At 44.5% G+C, this 15,838-nt stretch carries 13 protein-coding genes, 1 rRNA gene and 2 other annotated features; of the genes, 7 read left to right on the forward strand and 7 right to left on the reverse strand.

The genetic code is table 11. The features are described from left to right. Positions 1-188: 188 nt before the first annotated feature. Positions 189-945: a sequence feature (23S ribosomal RNA rRNA prediction is too short), on the forward strand. Between the two features lies 1 nt (position 946). Next, positions 947-1,819, forward strand: a sequence feature (23S ribosomal RNA rRNA prediction is too short). Between the two features lie 197 nt (positions 1,820-2,016). The 5 genes from rrf (at position 2,017) to F941_RS00255 (ending at position 6,012) form a co-directional block, all read left to right on the forward strand. Next, a 5S ribosomal RNA gene (gene rrf, locus F941_RS00235) occupies positions 2,017-2,131 on the forward strand. A 145-nt stretch (positions 2,132-2,276) separates the two neighbouring features. After that, a complete protein-coding gene (locus F941_RS00240) occupies positions 2,277-2,990 on the forward strand; it encodes a tetratricopeptide repeat protein (protein ID WP_005006530.1) in 714 nt (237 codons plus the stop codon). Between the two features lie 375 nt (positions 2,991-3,365). Next, complete coding sequence (locus tag F941_RS00245; protein WP_005006532.1) at positions 3,366-4,715, forward strand: MFS transporter; 1,350 nt, start codon at positions 3,366-3,368, stop codon at positions 4,713-4,715. A gap of 100 nt (positions 4,716-4,815) precedes the next feature. Further along, a complete protein-coding gene (locus F941_RS00250) occupies positions 4,816-5,661 on the forward strand; it encodes a hypothetical protein (RefSeq protein WP_005006534.1) in 846 nt (281 codons plus the stop codon). Between the two features lie 39 nt (positions 5,662-5,700). Beyond that, positions 5,701-6,012 carry an ankyrin repeat domain-containing protein gene (locus F941_RS00255; RefSeq protein WP_005006535.1) on the forward strand — a complete coding sequence of 104 codons (312 nt, stop codon included), beginning with the start codon at positions 5,701-5,703 and terminating at the stop codon, positions 6,010-6,012. A 276-nt stretch (positions 6,013-6,288) separates the two neighbouring features. Here F941_RS00255 and F941_RS00260 read toward each other — a convergent pair whose 3' ends face one another. The 7 genes from F941_RS00260 to ribF form a co-directional block, all read right to left on the reverse strand. Next, the gene (locus tag F941_RS00260; protein ID WP_005006537.1) at positions 6,289-7,329 is read right to left on the reverse strand and encodes a TauD/TfdA family dioxygenase; all 1,041 of its coding nucleotides are present in this window, start codon (positions 7,327-7,329) and stop codon (positions 6,289-6,291) included. Between the two features lie 89 nt (positions 7,330-7,418). Further along, positions 7,419-7,646 (reverse strand): hypothetical protein, encoded by a 228-nt coding sequence (locus F941_RS00265; RefSeq protein WP_018573066.1) that lies wholly within the window; start codon positions 7,644-7,646, stop codon positions 7,419-7,421. A 673-nt stretch (positions 7,647-8,319) separates the two neighbouring features. After that, positions 8,320-8,859 (reverse strand): NADPH-dependent FMN reductase, encoded by a 540-nt coding sequence (locus F941_RS00270; RefSeq protein ID WP_005006539.1) that lies wholly within the window; start codon positions 8,857-8,859, stop codon positions 8,320-8,322. A gap of 155 nt (positions 8,860-9,014) precedes the next feature. Then, positions 9,015-9,497, reverse strand: a complete 483-nt coding sequence (locus F941_RS00275; protein WP_005006540.1) for an FKBP-type peptidyl-prolyl cis-trans isomerase — start codon at positions 9,495-9,497, stop codon at positions 9,015-9,017. Next, positions 9,490-10,032 (reverse strand): signal peptidase II, encoded by a 543-nt coding sequence (lspA, locus tag F941_RS00280; RefSeq protein ID WP_005006542.1) that lies wholly within the window; start codon positions 10,030-10,032, stop codon positions 9,490-9,492. Before lspA ends, F941_RS00275 begins: the two co-directional genes overlap by 8 nt. After that, entirely contained in the window at positions 10,025-12,871 is a 2,847-nt protein-coding gene (gene ileS / locus F941_RS00285) for an isoleucine--tRNA ligase (RefSeq protein ID WP_005006545.1), read from the reverse strand. The genes lspA and ileS overlap by 8 nt, the downstream gene beginning before the upstream one ends. Before the next feature lie 65 nt (positions 12,872-12,936). Continuing rightward, a complete protein-coding gene (gene ribF / locus F941_RS00290; protein ID WP_005006547.1) occupies positions 12,937-13,938 on the reverse strand; it encodes a riboflavin biosynthesis protein RibF in 1,002 nt (333 codons plus the stop codon). A 208-nt stretch (positions 13,939-14,146) separates the two neighbouring features. Here ribF and F941_RS00295 point away from each other — a divergent pair, with 208 nt between their 5' ends. Together F941_RS00295 and F941_RS00300 are read left to right on the forward strand one after the other, a co-directional pair. Further along, a complete protein-coding gene (locus F941_RS00295; protein WP_005006550.1) occupies positions 14,147-15,277 on the forward strand; it encodes a TDT family transporter in 1,131 nt (376 codons plus the stop codon). 233 nt (positions 15,278-15,510) lie between these two features. Continuing rightward, the gene (locus F941_RS00300) at positions 15,511-15,825 is read left to right on the forward strand and encodes a hypothetical protein (RefSeq protein WP_005006553.1); all 315 of its coding nucleotides are present in this window, start codon (positions 15,511-15,513) and stop codon (positions 15,823-15,825) included. Positions 15,826-15,838: the final 13 nt, after the last annotated feature.

The following is a 15,838-nucleotide window of genomic DNA, read 5'->3' on the forward strand; positions in this document are numbered from 1 at the left end:
AGCCACCCTTTAAAGAAAGCGTAATAGCTCACTAGTCGAGTCGGCCTGCGCGGAAGATGTAACGGGGCTAAAACTATATGCCGAAGCTGCGGATTTGCAATTTATTGCAAGTGGTAGGGGAGCGTTCTGTAAGCCGATGAAGGTGGATTGAGAAGTCTGCTGGAGGTATCAGAAGTGCGAATGCTGACGTGAGTAACGACAAAACGGGTGAAAAACCCGTTCGCTGAAAGACCAAGGGTTCCAGTCCAACGTTAATCGGGGCTGGGTGAGTCGACCCCTAAGGCGAGGCCGAGAGGCGTAGTCGATGGGAAATTGGTTAATATTCCAATACTTCTGTGTAATGCGATGAGAGGACGGAGTAAGTTAAGTCAGCCTGGCGTTGGTTGTCCAGGTGAAAGGATGTAGGCATGTATCTTAGGCAAATCCGGGGTACTCTATGCTGAGATCTGATAGCAAGCTGTACTTGTACAGTGAAGTGGCTGATACTATGCTTCCAGGAAAAGTCTCTAAGCTTCAGTTGCACAGGAATCGTACCCGAAACCGACACAGGTGGTCAGGTCGAGTAGACCAAAGCGCTTGAGAGAACTCTGCTGAAGGAACTAGGCAAAATGGTACCGTAACTTCGGGAGAAGGTACGCTGCCGGCGGTGATAGAACTTGCTTCTTGAGCTGCTGGCAGCCACAGAAACCAGGCCCCTGCAACTGTTTATTAAAAACATAGCACTCTGCAAACACGAAAGTGGACGTATAGGGTGTGATGCCTGCCCGGTGCTGGAAGGTTAATTGATGGGGTTAGCGTAAGCGAAGCTCTTGATCGAAGCCCCAGTAAACGGCGGCCGTAACTATAACGGTCCTAAGGTAGCGAAATTCCTTGTCGGGTAAGTTCCGACCTGCACGAATGGCATAATGATGGGGGCGCTGTCTCCAGCAGAGGCTCAGTGAAATCGAAATCGCCGTGAAGATGCGGTGTACCCGCGGCTAGACGGAAAGACCCCGTGAACCTTTACTGCAGCTTGACATTGAACTTTGATCTTACTTGTGTAGGATAGGTGGGAGGCTTTGAAACCGCGACGCTAGTTGCGGTGGAGCCAATCTTGAAATACCACCCTGGTAATATTGAGGTTCTAACTCTGCTCCATAATCTGGAGCGAGGACCATGTCTGGTGGGTAGTTTGACTGGGGCGGTCTCCTCCTAAAGAGTAACGGAGGAGTACGAAGGTGCGCTCAGCGTGGTCGGAAATCACGCGTAGAGTATAAAGGCAAAAGCGCGCTTAACTGCGAGACCCACAAGTCGAGCAGGTACGAAAGTAGGTCTTAGTGATCCGGTGGTTCTGTATGGAAGGGCCATCGCTCAACGGATAAAAGGTACTCTGGGGATAACAGGCTGATACCGCCCAAGAGTTCATATCGACGGCGGTGTTTGGCACCTCGATGTCGGCTCATCTCATCCTGGGGCTGAAGCAGGTCCCAAGGGTATGGCTGTTCGCCATTTAAAGAGGTACGCGAGCTGGGTTTAGAACGTCGTGAGACAGTTCGGTCCCTATCTACCGTGGGCGCTGGAAATTTGAGAGGATCTGCTCCTAGTACGAGAGGACCAGAGTGGACGAACCTCTGGTGTACCGGTTGTGACGCCAGTCGCATCGCCGGGTAGCTATGTTCGGAAGGGATAACCGCTGAAAGCATCTAAGCGGGAAGCCTACCTCAAGATAAGATTTCCCTAGGACTTTATGTCCTCTAAAGAGCCGTTGAAGACTACGACGTTGATAGGCTGGATGTGGAAGTGCGGTGACGCATGAAGCTGACCAGTACTAATTGCTCGTGAGGCTTGACTATACAACGCCCAAGCAGCTGTATATCATGCTTCAATTGATTCACATATAATCAATCAAACTTGATTTAGTTAAAAAGCTAGATACAATGAACAAATTAAATGAACTCAAGTACTTCTGTTAATAACTCATTTGACCAAGCAACGGCACTGAAAAGATAAGACCAAATGCAAAGTCATAACAGTTGTGCTGGCGACAATAGCAAGAGTGAACCACCTGATCCCTTCCCGAACTCAGAAGTGAAACCTCTTAGCGCTGATGGTAGTGTGGGGTTACCCATGTGAGAGTAAGTCATCGCCAGCTCATTATTCGAAAACACCCCTAACTCAAGCAGTTAGGGGTGTTTTTTTATGCATTAAATAAAAATAGCAAATAATTGCCCGCGGAGAGCCTTGAGCGCAGTCTGAAGCTTAATAGTGATATTTATAATGAGTAAGCGATAAGAAAAATGACGAGCAAAAAGCGCTATATTGTATTTATATTAAATTTATTCATCGGAATTCAATATGTATTCGCTGATGTTAATGATGGTTTAATGGCTTATTCTAAAAAAGACTACACAAAAGCTTTTAATGAGTTTGAAGAGTCATCAAGTCAAGGGGATCTTGCAGCGACGCATTATCTAGCAAGTATGTATTATCAAGGATTTGGAACATCAAAAGACTTCAATAAAGCTGTCATTTTATTTGAAAAGTCGGCAAATCAAGGCTATGCGCCATCTCTAGCAAATCTTGCAGTTATGTATGCTAAAGGAGATGGAGTTCATCAAAATATGGATCGCGCTTTGGAATATCAAAGCAGGGCAGCTAAAGCTGGTGATGCACAATCTCAATTTCTCTTAGGCCAAATGTATAGGCAAGGAGAATATGTTCAACAGCATTATGAAAAGGCACTTTTATGGTATTTAAAATCTGCAGAACAGTTTTACGTTCCTGCATATAATGAAATTGGCCTTTTATATGCACAGGGGCAAGGTGTAGAAACAGATTATATTATTGCCTATGCATGGATATTTCTGGCTGCGGAAAAAGGGGATAGTGAGGCTAAGTTAAATTTGAAGAACTTTGACCGAATTTTAAATAAATCACAGATAAAAGAAGGGAAAAAAGTCGCAAGATCTATTCTTTCACAGTATGAAAAAAGCTTAAAAAGCGTCAAATAAAATCCTATGGTTTGTTTCAAGGTATTGGGTATCTGAAATTGTTTCAATTGAAACCAAATTTTGAATGCTAAAGTGGTTTATTCTGATTTTAAATAAATTTTGGTTAAAAACTTCTTTAAATTTATGTAGATAAATTAAAGGTATTTAAGGTCTGATATAAACTTTAAATACAAAAATAAGCATAGAAACTCATATTTTGATAAAAGAACAGTATATTTAATTATTATTAAAATCATTAATTTAAGCATATTTTATTTATTTATCCATTTGTCTAATTGTCCATACATTTTGGCCTGCGTATAGTGCGCCAACATTGAGTTTTGCTTAAAAATTCATGTGAAAAATTTGGACAAGTACTCATGGGAGATGAGAACGATGACGACGGATAACTTAGATATAAATTCTATAGTCGATAAGGCGAAATTTACCCCGTTCCACTTCAATGTAGTGGCTTGGTGCTTATTGATTATTTTGTTTGATGGTTACGATTTAGCAATTAACGGCGTTGTTTTACCGTTGTTAATGAAAGACTGGGGTTTAACAGCGATGCAGGCGGGTATGCTTGCAAGCTGTGCTTTAGCAGGGATGATGTTCGGAGCAATGTTCTTCGGTTCATTGGCGGATAAAATTGGCCGTAAAAAAGTCATTATGATCTGCATCGTGCTCTTCAGCGGATTAACCTTTGCTGGCGGTTTTGCATCAAACCCAACAGAATTCGCTATTTTGCGATTCCTGGCTGGTCTAGGCATTGGCGGTGTGATGCCAAACCTTGTTGCTTTGACTTCAGAATATGCACCGCAGAAGATGCGCAGCACGCTGGTGACAACGATGTTCAGCGGCTATGCTGTTGGCGGTGTTATGGCTGCTCTATTAGGTTCATGGTTTACGCCAGATTTCGGCTGGCAGATTATGTTCTTTATTGCCGGCATTCCTGTATTTTTATTGCCTGTAATCTGGAAATTTTTGCCTGAATCTTTGGCATTTATTGTGAAAGAAAATAAGCAGGACAAAGCGCGCAGCATTGTGAAGCGTTTAGCACCTGAAGTAAAAGTGACGGAGACAACAACATTTTCATTGCCTCAGGAAAGTGTGCCTGAAGCTGCAAACGTGGTGAGTCTGTTCCGCCGCGGCCGTGCAGTGAATACATTGCTGTTTTGGCTGGCGTTCTTTACTTGTTTATTGACCATGTATGCGCTGAGCAGCTGGCTGCCGAAACTCATGATGGCGGCAGGCTACTCTATGGACAATAGCTTGATGTTCATGATGGTGATGAACGTGGGTGCTGTAGTGGGTATTGTCGGCGGCGGTATTTTGGCGGACCGTTTCCATTTAAAACCTGTGTTGATGGTTTTGGGCATGATGGGGGCGATTGTAATGAGCTTGATGGGCTTCCAGTCGAATCAGTTCTTGCTTTACATCTTGGTGTTCTTGGCGGGTGCGGCGTCCATTGGTTCGCAAATGCTGCTGTATAGCTATGTAGCTCAGTTCTACCCACTTGCAGTACGTTCGACGGGCATTGGCTGGTCATCTGCCATTGGCCGTATGGGTGCGATTGTAGGGCCAATTTTGATTGGCGGTTTGCTGGGTATGAACTTACCTGCGCATTTCAACTTTATGGCAGTGGGTTTACCTGTACTGATTACGGCAATCGCGGTTGCGTTGATTATGCATGACAATGACAGTGATAAGATTGATGTTAAAGAAGCCTCCATTGCGAAAGCATAAGTTGTTATTCTTTAAAAAGAAAAGCCTCCGTAAGGGGGCTTTTTTCATTTTTAGAGCTGTGATAAAACAAAGATAAGTATAATGATTAATAGGTATCTTATTGAATAGTTTAATTACAAAGTATTATCAAGAATTTGAGTCATACCAAGCAGTGTGGAAATTTAAAAATAAGATATTTCTTTTCTTGATCATTTCTATGCTTATATTTTTTTCAAGTTCAGTTGGCTACTTCTATTTTATAAAGTCTACCACTAAAGAAACTCAAAATATTATATTATGGATTATGGGGTTAGCAGAGGTTTTTACCTTTTATCTATTTCATGGTATAGAAAAACAAAGAAATGAAATTGTGAAGGCTAAATTCCGTAAACTATATAAAAATGATCAGTTGTCGTTACAACAAATTAAAAAAAGATGGTTTCATGAAATATTAGCTATACCTAATAATGAATATATAAATTTAATTGAGAAAATTGAGAAATATCATTTTATTCAATCTAAGTATAAAGGGAGAGGAATTAGTAGAGAAAAAATTTATAATTTTATTTTCTCTATTGATTCTAAAAATCGTGTTCTAGCTATGTTTATGGGATTAGTTGCTTTATTTACTGCAATGATGATTTCAGCTGGTATAAATGCGGACTATATTTTTGCAATTTTTCAATCAATTCATATTGTTGAATCTTTAGTCATAATATTTATTATTAGCCTTTTCATTTTTGGATTGTTTTATATTGCAAAATATACTTTCTTTATGGCGATAAGCTTTTTTGACTTCATTTTTGATAACTCTTTTAATAAAGATAATGTGAGTAATAGGAAAAAAGACCTTTTTATTGCCCAGTTATTACAGTTTGCAGAATTTCCTAAACATAAAAAAAGGGTGTATGCCTCTTTGCAAGTATCAAAAAAAATAGATAGTGATACAGTTGAAGAGAAAATTTGATTTTATAATTTTAGTAAATATTAGGGATATGTACAATCTATGAAACTCAACTCATTCTCCCCAATTCCTGAAGACGATGAAGAACTGCATCTGCCTGAACTGGTGTATTGGGCGTCTTTAGGTGAACTGGCTGAAGTCGAAAAATCATTAGCCAATGGCGCAGACGTAAACTCTGCCGATGAAGAAGGCTATAGCGCACTGCATGCAGCAGCAGAAAACGGCTATTTAGACGTTGTGAAGCTCTTGGTAGGGAAAGGTGCAGATGTGCAGCATAAAACGCAATACACGGCATTAGAGCTTGCGGAAATGGCGGGTAATGATGATGTTGCAGCGTATTTAAAAAGCTTATAAAAAGCGGTGACATGCAGAATAATCATTGCTGAAAAAAAAAAGAAAACCCCAACATCCTGTTGGGGTTTTCTTCGTATTTCGTGTATTAGGTATAACTCCTGTCGTACCTCACTTCCCAGTGCTTAATATTATTTTTCTTGTTGTTATGTTTTGGAAACATCTTATTTCCTAATAACTGCAGAATAATCTGATTTACACAGCCTGCCTAGACGCCGATTTCAGCAGATGATGTAAGCCAAAGCTTACATCACTTTTTAAACCGCTTCAGGCCGTCTTTTAAGCCGCGTAATGATCATCGGCATTAAATACATTTGCTTGAATTTGAATCAGTTTTCGTTTGCCTTGTTCACCATTCATGCGCCAGTGGGCAATTTTTACATTATCCACTAAGGCGACATCGCCCTTTTGCCACTGCAGCAGCAAGGCATCCTGATAAAGCGCATTAAAAAACTGCTGCTTTTCGCTGTCGGTCCATTCAATTTGGCTGCCTTGCTGGTTGTAAATTTCCCATGTCAGCTGCATGCCGTCTGCGGTAGAGTCAATTTGGATTTCCCCCCGGTTTTCGAAACAGCTTTGAGCCGCTTGATGCGCAAATGAATTGGTATTATTGGCAAAAGCCCAGGGCTGCAGCACCAGTTTTTTGGTTTCAGGATGATGGATCACCAGCGGTGAGCGCTGCAAGGTTAATTTGGCTTTGCGGTCTTTGCGCATTTCAATGCTGAACGGGCTTTTCTTCAGCAGCAGATGGTCGATGGCATTGATTTTACGTGCCGAGACATAAGAAAAATGATTCCATGCGCCTAGGTATTTTTCCTGAGCAGATTTGGGCAAGTTATCCCAAATCTGCTCTAAATTATTAAATCCTGTTTCTGCTAAATAAGTGGAAGGCTCTTGGCAAAACAAGGCAATATACCGCGAACGTTCTGAGTGGACCCCGCCCTCTACATGCGGCCCCTGCACTGAATTTTCTACAGGCCCCAGCTGTACAGTATTGCGGTCAATATAACGGCGGTAATCGCCTGCACCGAGTATTCCTTCGCTGTATTTTCGCATCCAAGAGGCTGCCCAGCCGGGCATATTGGGATTGAAAGAGTTCCAAGGCTGCAGCTGAAAATACTGTTCTATCAGTTGGTGAAACTGTTCAGGCTGGTCAATCAGGAAGCCGCGGAAAAGCAAAATGCCGTATTGATGCAGCTGCTGCATCAATAGTTCGCGGTGTGAACCAATATATTGCGCTAAGGCCGTACAGGAAGCATTGCTTTCATTTGCGACAAACACCTTGGTGTATTCATTCAAAAATTGCTGATGCAGCTGCATATTTTTTCTCTCGTTGTTTTTATTGTCTGTCCAATTCCATGGAACTGTGCGGGTCAAATTGCAAGAATATTTGGCTTGCGGTTTTTATTTTAGTAGAAGCTGTTTGGATTATAAGGACAGTTTTGCACACGCAGTATAAATTTTGCTGCTGAACTGCCACTTTTACGACCAATTGCAGCTGGTTTTATTTGTAAAACGAGGTATATAAAAAAGCCTTGGCAAGAAGCCAAGGCTTTTTCGAATTCATTCAGAAGGCATTTATTCAGTCTGCCTGCAGCATCCCGCTGATTGCATTTTTTCTTTTTATTAAAAGACATCCTGTCTTTATGATTTAACAATAGAAATGTTTTAGTATTAAAAATAGTCGGTTTTCACAGCATACGCTGTAAGTAAATGCGGACAACTGCTTAAACGTTGATGGGGTATAGAACCAAGTTATTGCATTCTAGGGCAGTTATGCGCACATTAGAAAAGAAAAAGCCTCAACATCCTGTTGAGGTTTTTCCGTATTCATTCTAGGTAAAACTCCTGTCGTACCTGTCAGCATCCTGCTGCATTGTTTATTGTTATTTTCTTAAGACATCCTGTCTTGTATGAGTTAAATATAAAAGGAAAAAGATAAAGTGAATAGTGTCTATTTCCCACTGGTGATGTAAGCCAAAACGTACATGAGCTTTTTAAGCCGCGCAGAACTGAAAATCGAGATTTTATACTGTTTTTAAAAGACCGCTTTCAGTTGAAATATGCAGTTTAATTAGACAGTTTTAGAGACTAGAAATAAAAAAGCCTTAGCATCCTGCCAAGGCTTTTTTAGATTCATTCCAGCGGTATAACTCCTGTCGTACCGTACGCATCCAGCGTCTATCCTGCTTATGATTATTGTTTTTAGGCTTTCGAGACATCCTGTCTCTGTATATATTCAATGTAAGCTGAATTGCAATGTGTGAAAAGTGGTGATTTCCCCATTCCATGTAAGCTCTGGATTACATCTTATTGCACATATTGAATGAGTTTATCGATGGCAGCTTTGAGGCTTTTTTCATCAAATGGATTCGGTTCAAAAGTGTTGCCAGAGTTGCGTGAAAAAATGTCGCGGATTTCAATCACCGCGTTGCTGTCAATCAAGCCCAACTGGGTTGCCACTTGGCGGATTTGATCAATTGAGCGTGATCCGTTGGTTGCGCCGTACCCGATATAGGCTGCCGGCTTGCCTGACCATTCTTTGCCAATATAGTCCAGCGCATTCTTCAGGGCAGGGCTGTAGCCGTGGTTATATTCAGGGCTGATGAAGATCACGGCATCCGCCTGAGAGATTTTATCCGCCCATTCCTGCTGTTTCGGCTGATCATAAATACCCGTAATTGGCGGATGAGCGCCTGCAAAGAAGGGCAGGTTCCACTCTTTGAGATCGACGATTTCTGTTTGAATAGTGGAGTAGCCATAACCCTTGATTGCGCTGTTGACCCAGTTGGCGACTTTGATTGCTGTACGGCCTTCACGCACGCTGCCCACAATTATATAAATTTTCATCGGTTTTCCTTGTTCGGTATTTTATCTATCAGTCTGTATTTAAAGTATGATTTTTATCAGGCCGTGCCTATAAGCAAATTGTATCTGCAGCAGGTGAAGCCCGAAATTCGGGCATAAAAAAAGCCCAGGCAGGGCTTTTTTTAGAGCAAGCGGTTTTACATCAGTTTTACGCCTTGCTGTCCGGCAGGCGTCACTTTGAATATTTCCACTTCAAAGGTAATGTTTTTACCGGCTAAAGGGTGATTAAAGTCAACTTCGGTAATGTCTTCACCGACCGTTTTAATCACGCCAAACAGGCTTTGCTTGGCTTTATCTTCAAACTCAATCATATGGCCAACCACAGGCGCAGGATCAAATTTGACGGTATCAAATTTTTGCACATTTTCAGCATTCCACGGGCCAAAAGCGTCTTCCGGCGGCAGGCTGACTGTGCGGCGGTCGCCAGCACGCAGGCCAAACAGGGCTTTTTCAAAGCCAGGCAATAAGCTACCGTCACCGATTACTAAGCTGACAGGTTCTTCGCGGCTGCGGGTATTGTCAATTTCTACGCCGTTTTCAATAGCAACCGAAAAGTGAAGCTCCACTTTGGCGCCGTCTTCAATACGGGTTTCTTCGTTTGGATTAATAAAATCAGTCATTTTTTTGCGCTTCCGCACGTTGAATACGCTGCTTCTCTAGGAAGAAGGTATCAATCAGCAATAAGATGGTGCCAAGGGTAATGGCACTGTCTGCAATATTAAAAGCAGGGAAGTGGCTGTTGTTGTAATACACGTGAATAAAGTCTACGACATAGCCCAATGACATGCGGTCAATCAGGTTACCGATTGCGCCACCTAAAATCAGCGCAATTGCAATCGGGAGAATCTTCACAGTTTTTGGCATACGCATCAGCCAAAATACAAAAATTACAGACACTAAACCTGCCAGTGAAGTAAAGAAATAACGCTGCCATCCGCCGGCATCGGACAAGAAACTAAAGGCTGCGCCATAGTTATGCAGTAATGTCCAATTTAAAAAGGGCAGTACCGGCACAGGATCTGCATAATTCAGATGCGTGCTGGCAATATGCTTGGTCCATTGATCCAAAATAATCGCAATAATGGATAAGCCCACCCACACTAAATTGTGCGGGTAGAATTGGAATAAGCCCTTTTTTTCTTGCGGATTAGGCATATTTTCTCTCTTCGCCTTGACCTGTAGGGAGGTTAATAATACAACGAGAACAAAGGCCTGGATGTTCATGATGTGTATTCACATCCGGCAGAACATGCCAGCAGCGCGCGCATTTTTCACCGTCAGCAGCCGATACTTTTACGCGTAAACCTTCAAGGTCAGATTCATTGCCTTGCGCTGCGTCAAATGTGTTGACCAGCACCTGAGAGGTAATGAGGACGAAACGAAGCTCATCGCCTAGGCGGTCAAGAACAGTTTTCAGGTCTTCAGATGCCCAAAGCTCTACTTTCGCAGACAGGTTGGAACCGACTGTTTTCTCGTTACGCGCAGCTTCAATGTGCTTGTTCACTGCAGATTTCACAGCAATCAGGGTTTGCCATTCTGCTTCAGAAACCACGTTTGCAGCCGATGCTGCAGGAATGTCATACCACTCAGCAGTAAAGACATATTTCTCTGACTGCTCAGGAATCAGCGGCCAAGCTTCTTGCGCTGTGAAGCTCAAGATTGGCGCCATCCAGCGCACAAAGGCTTGAACCAAATGATACAGCGCTGTTTGCGCAGAATGCCGCGCTGCAGAGTCCGCTTTGGTGGTGTACTGACGGTCTTTGATGATGTCTAAGTAGAAACCGCCCAAGTCATTGATACAGAAATTGGTCAAGGCATTGGTGACGGTATGGAAGTTCATATCTTCGTAAGCTTGCTGAACAGTTTTCTGAACGTCAGCCGCGCGCTGCAGGATGTATTGATCAAGCGCGATCAATTGATCTACAGGAAGCGCGTCTGTTGATGGCTTGAAGCCATTTAAGTTGGCCAGCAAGAAACGAAGCGTATTGCGGATGCGGCGGTAACCGTCAGATGCGCGGCTGAAGATTTCTTTACCTGCGGTCATTTCATAACGGTAGTCGGCAGATGCGATCCAGAAGCGTAAACCGTCTGCACCCATGTCTTTAATGATGTCTTGCGGGGTAATGATGTTACCCAAAGACTTCGACATCTTGCGGCCTTTTTCATCCACCACGAAGCCATGCGTTAACAAGCCTTTGTAAGGCGCACGTTCATTGATCGCAATAGAAGTTAAAAGCGAAGACTGGAACCAGCCGCGGTGCTGGTCTGAACCTTCAAGGTACAAATCAGCAGGATCTGTTAATTCTTCACGTTCACGCAGTACTGCGTAGTGGGTTGTACCAGAGTCGAACCATACGTCTAGGGTATCGCGTACCGCATTGTACTGTTCAGCATCTGCACCGATAAACGCTGCGGCATCGCGGTTATACCAGCCGTCAATGCCTTCCTGTTCAATCAGCTTTGCCACTTCTTCGATCAGTTCAGGAGTACGCGGATGAAGCTCATTGGTGTCTTTATGCACGAAGAATGGAATTGGCACGCCCCATGTACGCTGGCGTGAAATGCACCAGTCTGGACGGCCTTCGATCATCGCCTGAATACGGTTTTTACCCCAATCCGGCACAAAGCTGATGTCATTTTCGATGGCATTGAGTGCATTTTGACGCAGGCCTTTGGCATCCATGCTGATGAACCATTGCGGTGTCGCACGGAAGATGATTGGCGTTTTATGGCGCCAGCAATGCGGGTAGCTGTGCTTGATTGGCACATGCGCCCAAAGCTTATTGCTTTCAGACAAGGCTGTAATAATTTGAGGATTGGCCTTGTAAATATGTTCACCGGCAAAAATTGGCGCAGTTGGCAAATACACGCCGTTGCCGCCCACAGGGTTGTCCACTTTCAAGTTGTAAAGCAGGCCCACTTTGTAGTCGTCCACACCATGGCCCGGCGCCGTATGCACTGCGCCAGTACCGCTGGTTGCAATCACGTGTTCGCCTAAAATCACAGGCACTTGGCGCTCTGCAATCAGTGGATGCTGCAACACTAAATTTTCAAGTTTTGCACCGGCAAAATCAGCCAGAACGGTAAATGCTTCAAAGCCGTAGCGTTCAGTCGCAGATTCAACCAAATCTTTAGCTAAAATCAGGTTTTGAGCAACTTTGTTTTCGCCCGTCGCTTGGACCAATTGGTACTCAATGTCTGCATGCAGTGCAACCGCTTGGTTGGCAGGCAATGTCCAAGGCGTTGTTGTCCAGATCACGATATCTGTAGAATCGCTAACTGTAACACCTAGACGTGCAGATAAATCGGCAAGATCTACAACTGTAAAGCCGACATCAATTGCATCTGATTTTTTATCTTCGTATTCAACTTCCGCTTCGGCCAATGCTGAACCGCAGTCCAAACACCAGTTCACAGGTTTTAAGCCTGGCTCAATATGGCCCGCTTTAGCAATTGCGCCCAATGAGCGAACGATGTCTGCTTCCTGTTTGAAGTTCATAGTCAGGTATGGGTTGTCCCAATCACCAAACACGCCCATGCGCACGAAGTCTTTCTTTTGTAATTCGACTTGAGTGTAGGCATATTCACGGCAGGCTTTACGGAATGTTGAAGCATCAACTTTCACACCCACTTTGCCGACTTTTTCTTCTACTTTCAGTTCAATCGGCAAGCCGTGACAGTCCCAGCCCGGTACATACGGGGCATCGAAACCATCCATCACACGACTTTTAATGATGATGTCTTTGAGCACTTTGTTAACGGCATGGCCTAAGTGAATTTGACCATTTGCGTATGGAGGGCCGTCATGAAGCACATATTTTTTCTTGCCAATACGCGACGCACGAATCTGCTGATAAATGTTGTCGGCATACCACTCTTCCAACCATTTCGCTTCACGTACTGCGAGATTTGCTTTCATTGCAAATTCAGTACCTGGGAGGTTTAGCGTGGCTTTGTAATCCACTGCATTTTCAGGAGTTTGCTTATCGCTCATGCAAGTTGTCTTCCAATTTAATCAGCTATTTGACTGACGCGTTTTACATAAAAAAATTTGGGATATTAAAAGGGGAATTGGGGGTGATTCTGACGAAACTCAAGCAGTTTCTCGACATCATCATCAATTCCAGCTTTTAAGGCTTCAAGCGAAGGGTAGTTCTTTTCGCCGTGTACGTAGTTTAAGAACGTTACCCGCATTAACAGGCCATACAGATTAGCAGAAACATCAGGAAAATGTACTTCTAATCGCCATTCGGGATGTTCCTGCGCAATGGCAGGGCGGGTGCCGACATGGCCTGCGCCAAAAAGCGCGCTTGGCGCATAGCCAGCAATGCCGGTTTTATCTGGACATTCAGATTTAACTTTATCTTTTAAAGATTCAGTTTCGCACATTACTTCCACGCCATAAATGCCATGCAGGCAAGGCTTATGGCGGTTTAAGCGCACATTGATAGTCGGGAAGTTGATGGTGCGGCCAATTTGATCACCGTATTGCACACGGCCGGTAATGCTGTATGGGCGGCCGAGCAATTTCGCGGCATGGGCTAAATCGCCTTCCTGCAGCGTTTGGCGGATTAAGGTGGAACTGACGCGCTCACCGTTCACTTCAATATTCTGCAGATCACTGACGTGGAAGCCGTAGCGCCGTAAAAATTCGCTGTTGCCTTGGCGGTTTTTGCCGAAATGATGGTCTTCACCGAGCACTAGGCTTTGCGTATTGAGTTTGGTTTTTAAAATTTCGGCAAATTCTTCAGCGCTGAGATTGCGGAAGGCATTATCAAATTTGGCCACCACAATGTAGTCCACGCCCAGCTCTGTCAGGTATTCGACTTTTTCGCGCAGTGACGTAATGCGCGGCGGGGCCTCATAGCCTTTAAAGTATTCCAGCGGCTGCGGTTCAAAAATCATGACCGCTGTTTTTAAATTCTGCTGCTGCGCAAGCGCCTGAAGCTGGCTGATCATGGCTTGATGACCCAAATGCACGCCATCAAAATTGCCAATGGTCACGGCAGTTTTGGGGAGTTGGAAATCGGACGCTAAAGCATTCAGGCGGAGCAGCTTCATGGGCGAATCAATACATCAAAAATTTGTAAGGGCTATATATTGCCATATTCTCACAGTTTCGTCTTGCTGTTGTGTTTTTACTCAATATTTTTCTAAGATGAGGGTAGTGATATCAGTAATTCTTATTTTAAAAATTAAAAATAATCAATTTTTCTTATTATAAAAACCTTTTAAATTAGCGATTACAGGATTTGAAGAGCAGCATGCAATGAAAAAGCCATTTTATCAATTACAGCAGAAGCGTGACTTAATCCGGAATTTTACTCCAAACTGGTTCACCGTCATTATGGGCACCGGCGTCTTGGCGCTGATTTTACCTGAATTCCCCTTTGCTCAAGCATTTATGTGGCAGCTTGGCGCCGTCTTGTGGCAAATCAATATTTTATTTTTTTTATTATTTAGCGTTTTATACGCCAGCCGCTGGCTGTTTTATACAGAAGAAGCCTGTCAAATTTTCCGGCATCCTGTCATGAGCCTGTTCTTAGGCGCCATTCCGATGGCGCTGGCCACTTTACTGAATGGCCTGCTGAAATTCGGCACGGTGCTGTATGGGCCTGCGGTGATCCCGCTGGCGGAAATGCTGTGGTATGCCGATGTGATTTTGGCTGTGGCCACTGCATGGCTGGTGCCTTTTTGCATGTACAGCCGCCAGCAGCATGAGCTGAAAAGCATGACCGCTGTATGGCTGCTGCCGATTGTCGCCTGCGAAGTAGCGGCAGCATCTGGCGCCGTCCTGCTGGAACATTTGCCCGCGCAAAGCCATGCTGTCAGCATTTTATTTGGCAGCTATGTGCTGTGGGGCATGTCTGTATTGCCAGCTTTTGCGGTACTGAGCATTTTGGTGCTGCGTTTAGCGCTGCATCAGCTGCCAAGCAAGGATATGGCGATCAGCAGCTGGCTGGCGCTGGGGCCAATTGGCACTGGAGCATTAGCGCTGCTGCTGCTCGGACAGCAAGCGCAGCGGCTGCTGCAAGCTGTGGATTTAAATGCTTTAGGCGTACTGCTGCAGCAGGCAGGCATCATGGGGGCTGTGATATTGATCGGCTTTGGACTGTGGTGGCTAGGCATTGCTGTATTCACCACACTCAAACATGCGCGGGATGGCTTGCCGTTTAACTTGGGCTGGTGGGGGATGACCTTTCCCTTGGGCGTCTTTAGCCTGAGCGTGATGAATCTTGCAGCGCAAACAGGCGTGCAGTTCATTGCAACTGGCGGCTATGTTCTGGCTGCGGCGCTGGCGCTGCTGTGGATGCTGGTATGCAGCAAAACCCTGCGCGGCTGCTATCAGGGCCATTTATTCTTCTCTCCGTGCCTCAAGGCCTATTTAGAAGGCCATTAAGCGCAGAGCTCAGCCTGTAAGCCTTTTTATAGCTGGCCATTGGGCCAGCTATAAGATGATTGGCTGCTGTGAGGAAGAGGTGGGCGCGGCAGCGCAAAATATTGTGTATGTAACGCGTACTCTTTTGCGCATGAGGGCTGGTTCCGTTCAGAACCGGGCAAACAGGGTGATGCCGCCATTGAAGTTTTACCGCATCAAATGACAGCGGAATATCATGGGGCGACTCGTCCGGCATGGTATTTAACAGTTTGATTACGCCAGCAGGCGCTTATGAGCCGCGGGTATATGCCTGCAGCTGCAAATTTCCGATTCCGCGCTTGATGTTAAAGGCGCTGCGTCCTGCCGCGCATGCTTATACATGGAGGGTGAATCAGCAGGATATTCAAATCCTGTGTCGGCCCGCCGCAAAGGTTTGGAAGGCGCCAATCACGCATCAGCATCGCGTGTACGGCGATATGGCGCTGGAAAAAATCATTCAATCGCTGCGCAATGATTGGCCTGTGATGGCGTCGATTCTGGGTAAGCGCCCTATGCAATTTAAAATCTAGTCGAATGATAAAG

It is taken from the genome of Acinetobacter bouvetii DSM 14964 = CIP 107468 (genome assembly GCF_000368865.1).
Taxonomy (GTDB): domain Bacteria; phylum Pseudomonadota; class Gammaproteobacteria; order Pseudomonadales; family Moraxellaceae; genus Acinetobacter; species Acinetobacter bouvetii.

Excerpts from the sequence above, each read along its gene's own strand:
- ribF (WP_005006547.1), bottom strand. The coding sequence starts at position 13,938 with ATGAAGCTGCTCCGCCTGAATGCTTTAGCGTCCGATTTCCAACTCCCC.
- F941_RS00255 (WP_005006535.1), top strand. The coding sequence starts at position 5,701 with ATGAAACTCAACTCATTCTCCCCAATTCCTGAAGACGATGAAGAACTG.
- lspA (WP_005006542.1), bottom strand. The coding sequence starts at position 10,032 with ATGCCTAATCCGCAAGAAAAAAAGGGCTTATTCCAATTCTACCCGCAC.
- F941_RS00245 (WP_005006532.1), top strand. The coding sequence starts at position 3,366 with ATGACGACGGATAACTTAGATATAAATTCTATAGTCGATAAGGCGAAA.
- ileS (WP_005006545.1), bottom strand. The coding sequence starts at position 12,871 with ATGAGCGATAAGCAAACTCCTGAAAATGCAGTGGATTACAAAGCCACG.
- F941_RS00270 (WP_005006539.1), bottom strand. The coding sequence starts at position 8,859 with ATGAAAATTTATATAATTGTGGGCAGCGTGCGTGAAGGCCGTACAGCA.
- F941_RS00275 (WP_005006540.1), bottom strand. The coding sequence starts at position 9,497 with ATGACTGATTTTATTAATCCAAACGAAGAAACCCGTATTGAAGACGGC.
- F941_RS00240 (WP_005006530.1), top strand. The coding sequence starts at position 2,277 with ATGACGAGCAAAAAGCGCTATATTGTATTTATATTAAATTTATTCATC.
- F941_RS00300 (WP_005006553.1), top strand. The coding sequence starts at position 15,511 with ATGGTATTTAACAGTTTGATTACGCCAGCAGGCGCTTATGAGCCGCGG.
- F941_RS00295 (WP_005006550.1), top strand. The coding sequence starts at position 14,147 with ATGAAAAAGCCATTTTATCAATTACAGCAGAAGCGTGACTTAATCCGG.
- F941_RS00260 (WP_005006537.1), bottom strand. The coding sequence starts at position 7,329 with ATGCAGCTGCATCAGCAATTTTTGAATGAATACACCAAGGTGTTTGTC.
- F941_RS00265 (WP_018573066.1), bottom strand. The coding sequence starts at position 7,646 with ATGTCTTTTAATAAAAAGAAAAAATGCAATCAGCGGGATGCTGCAGGC.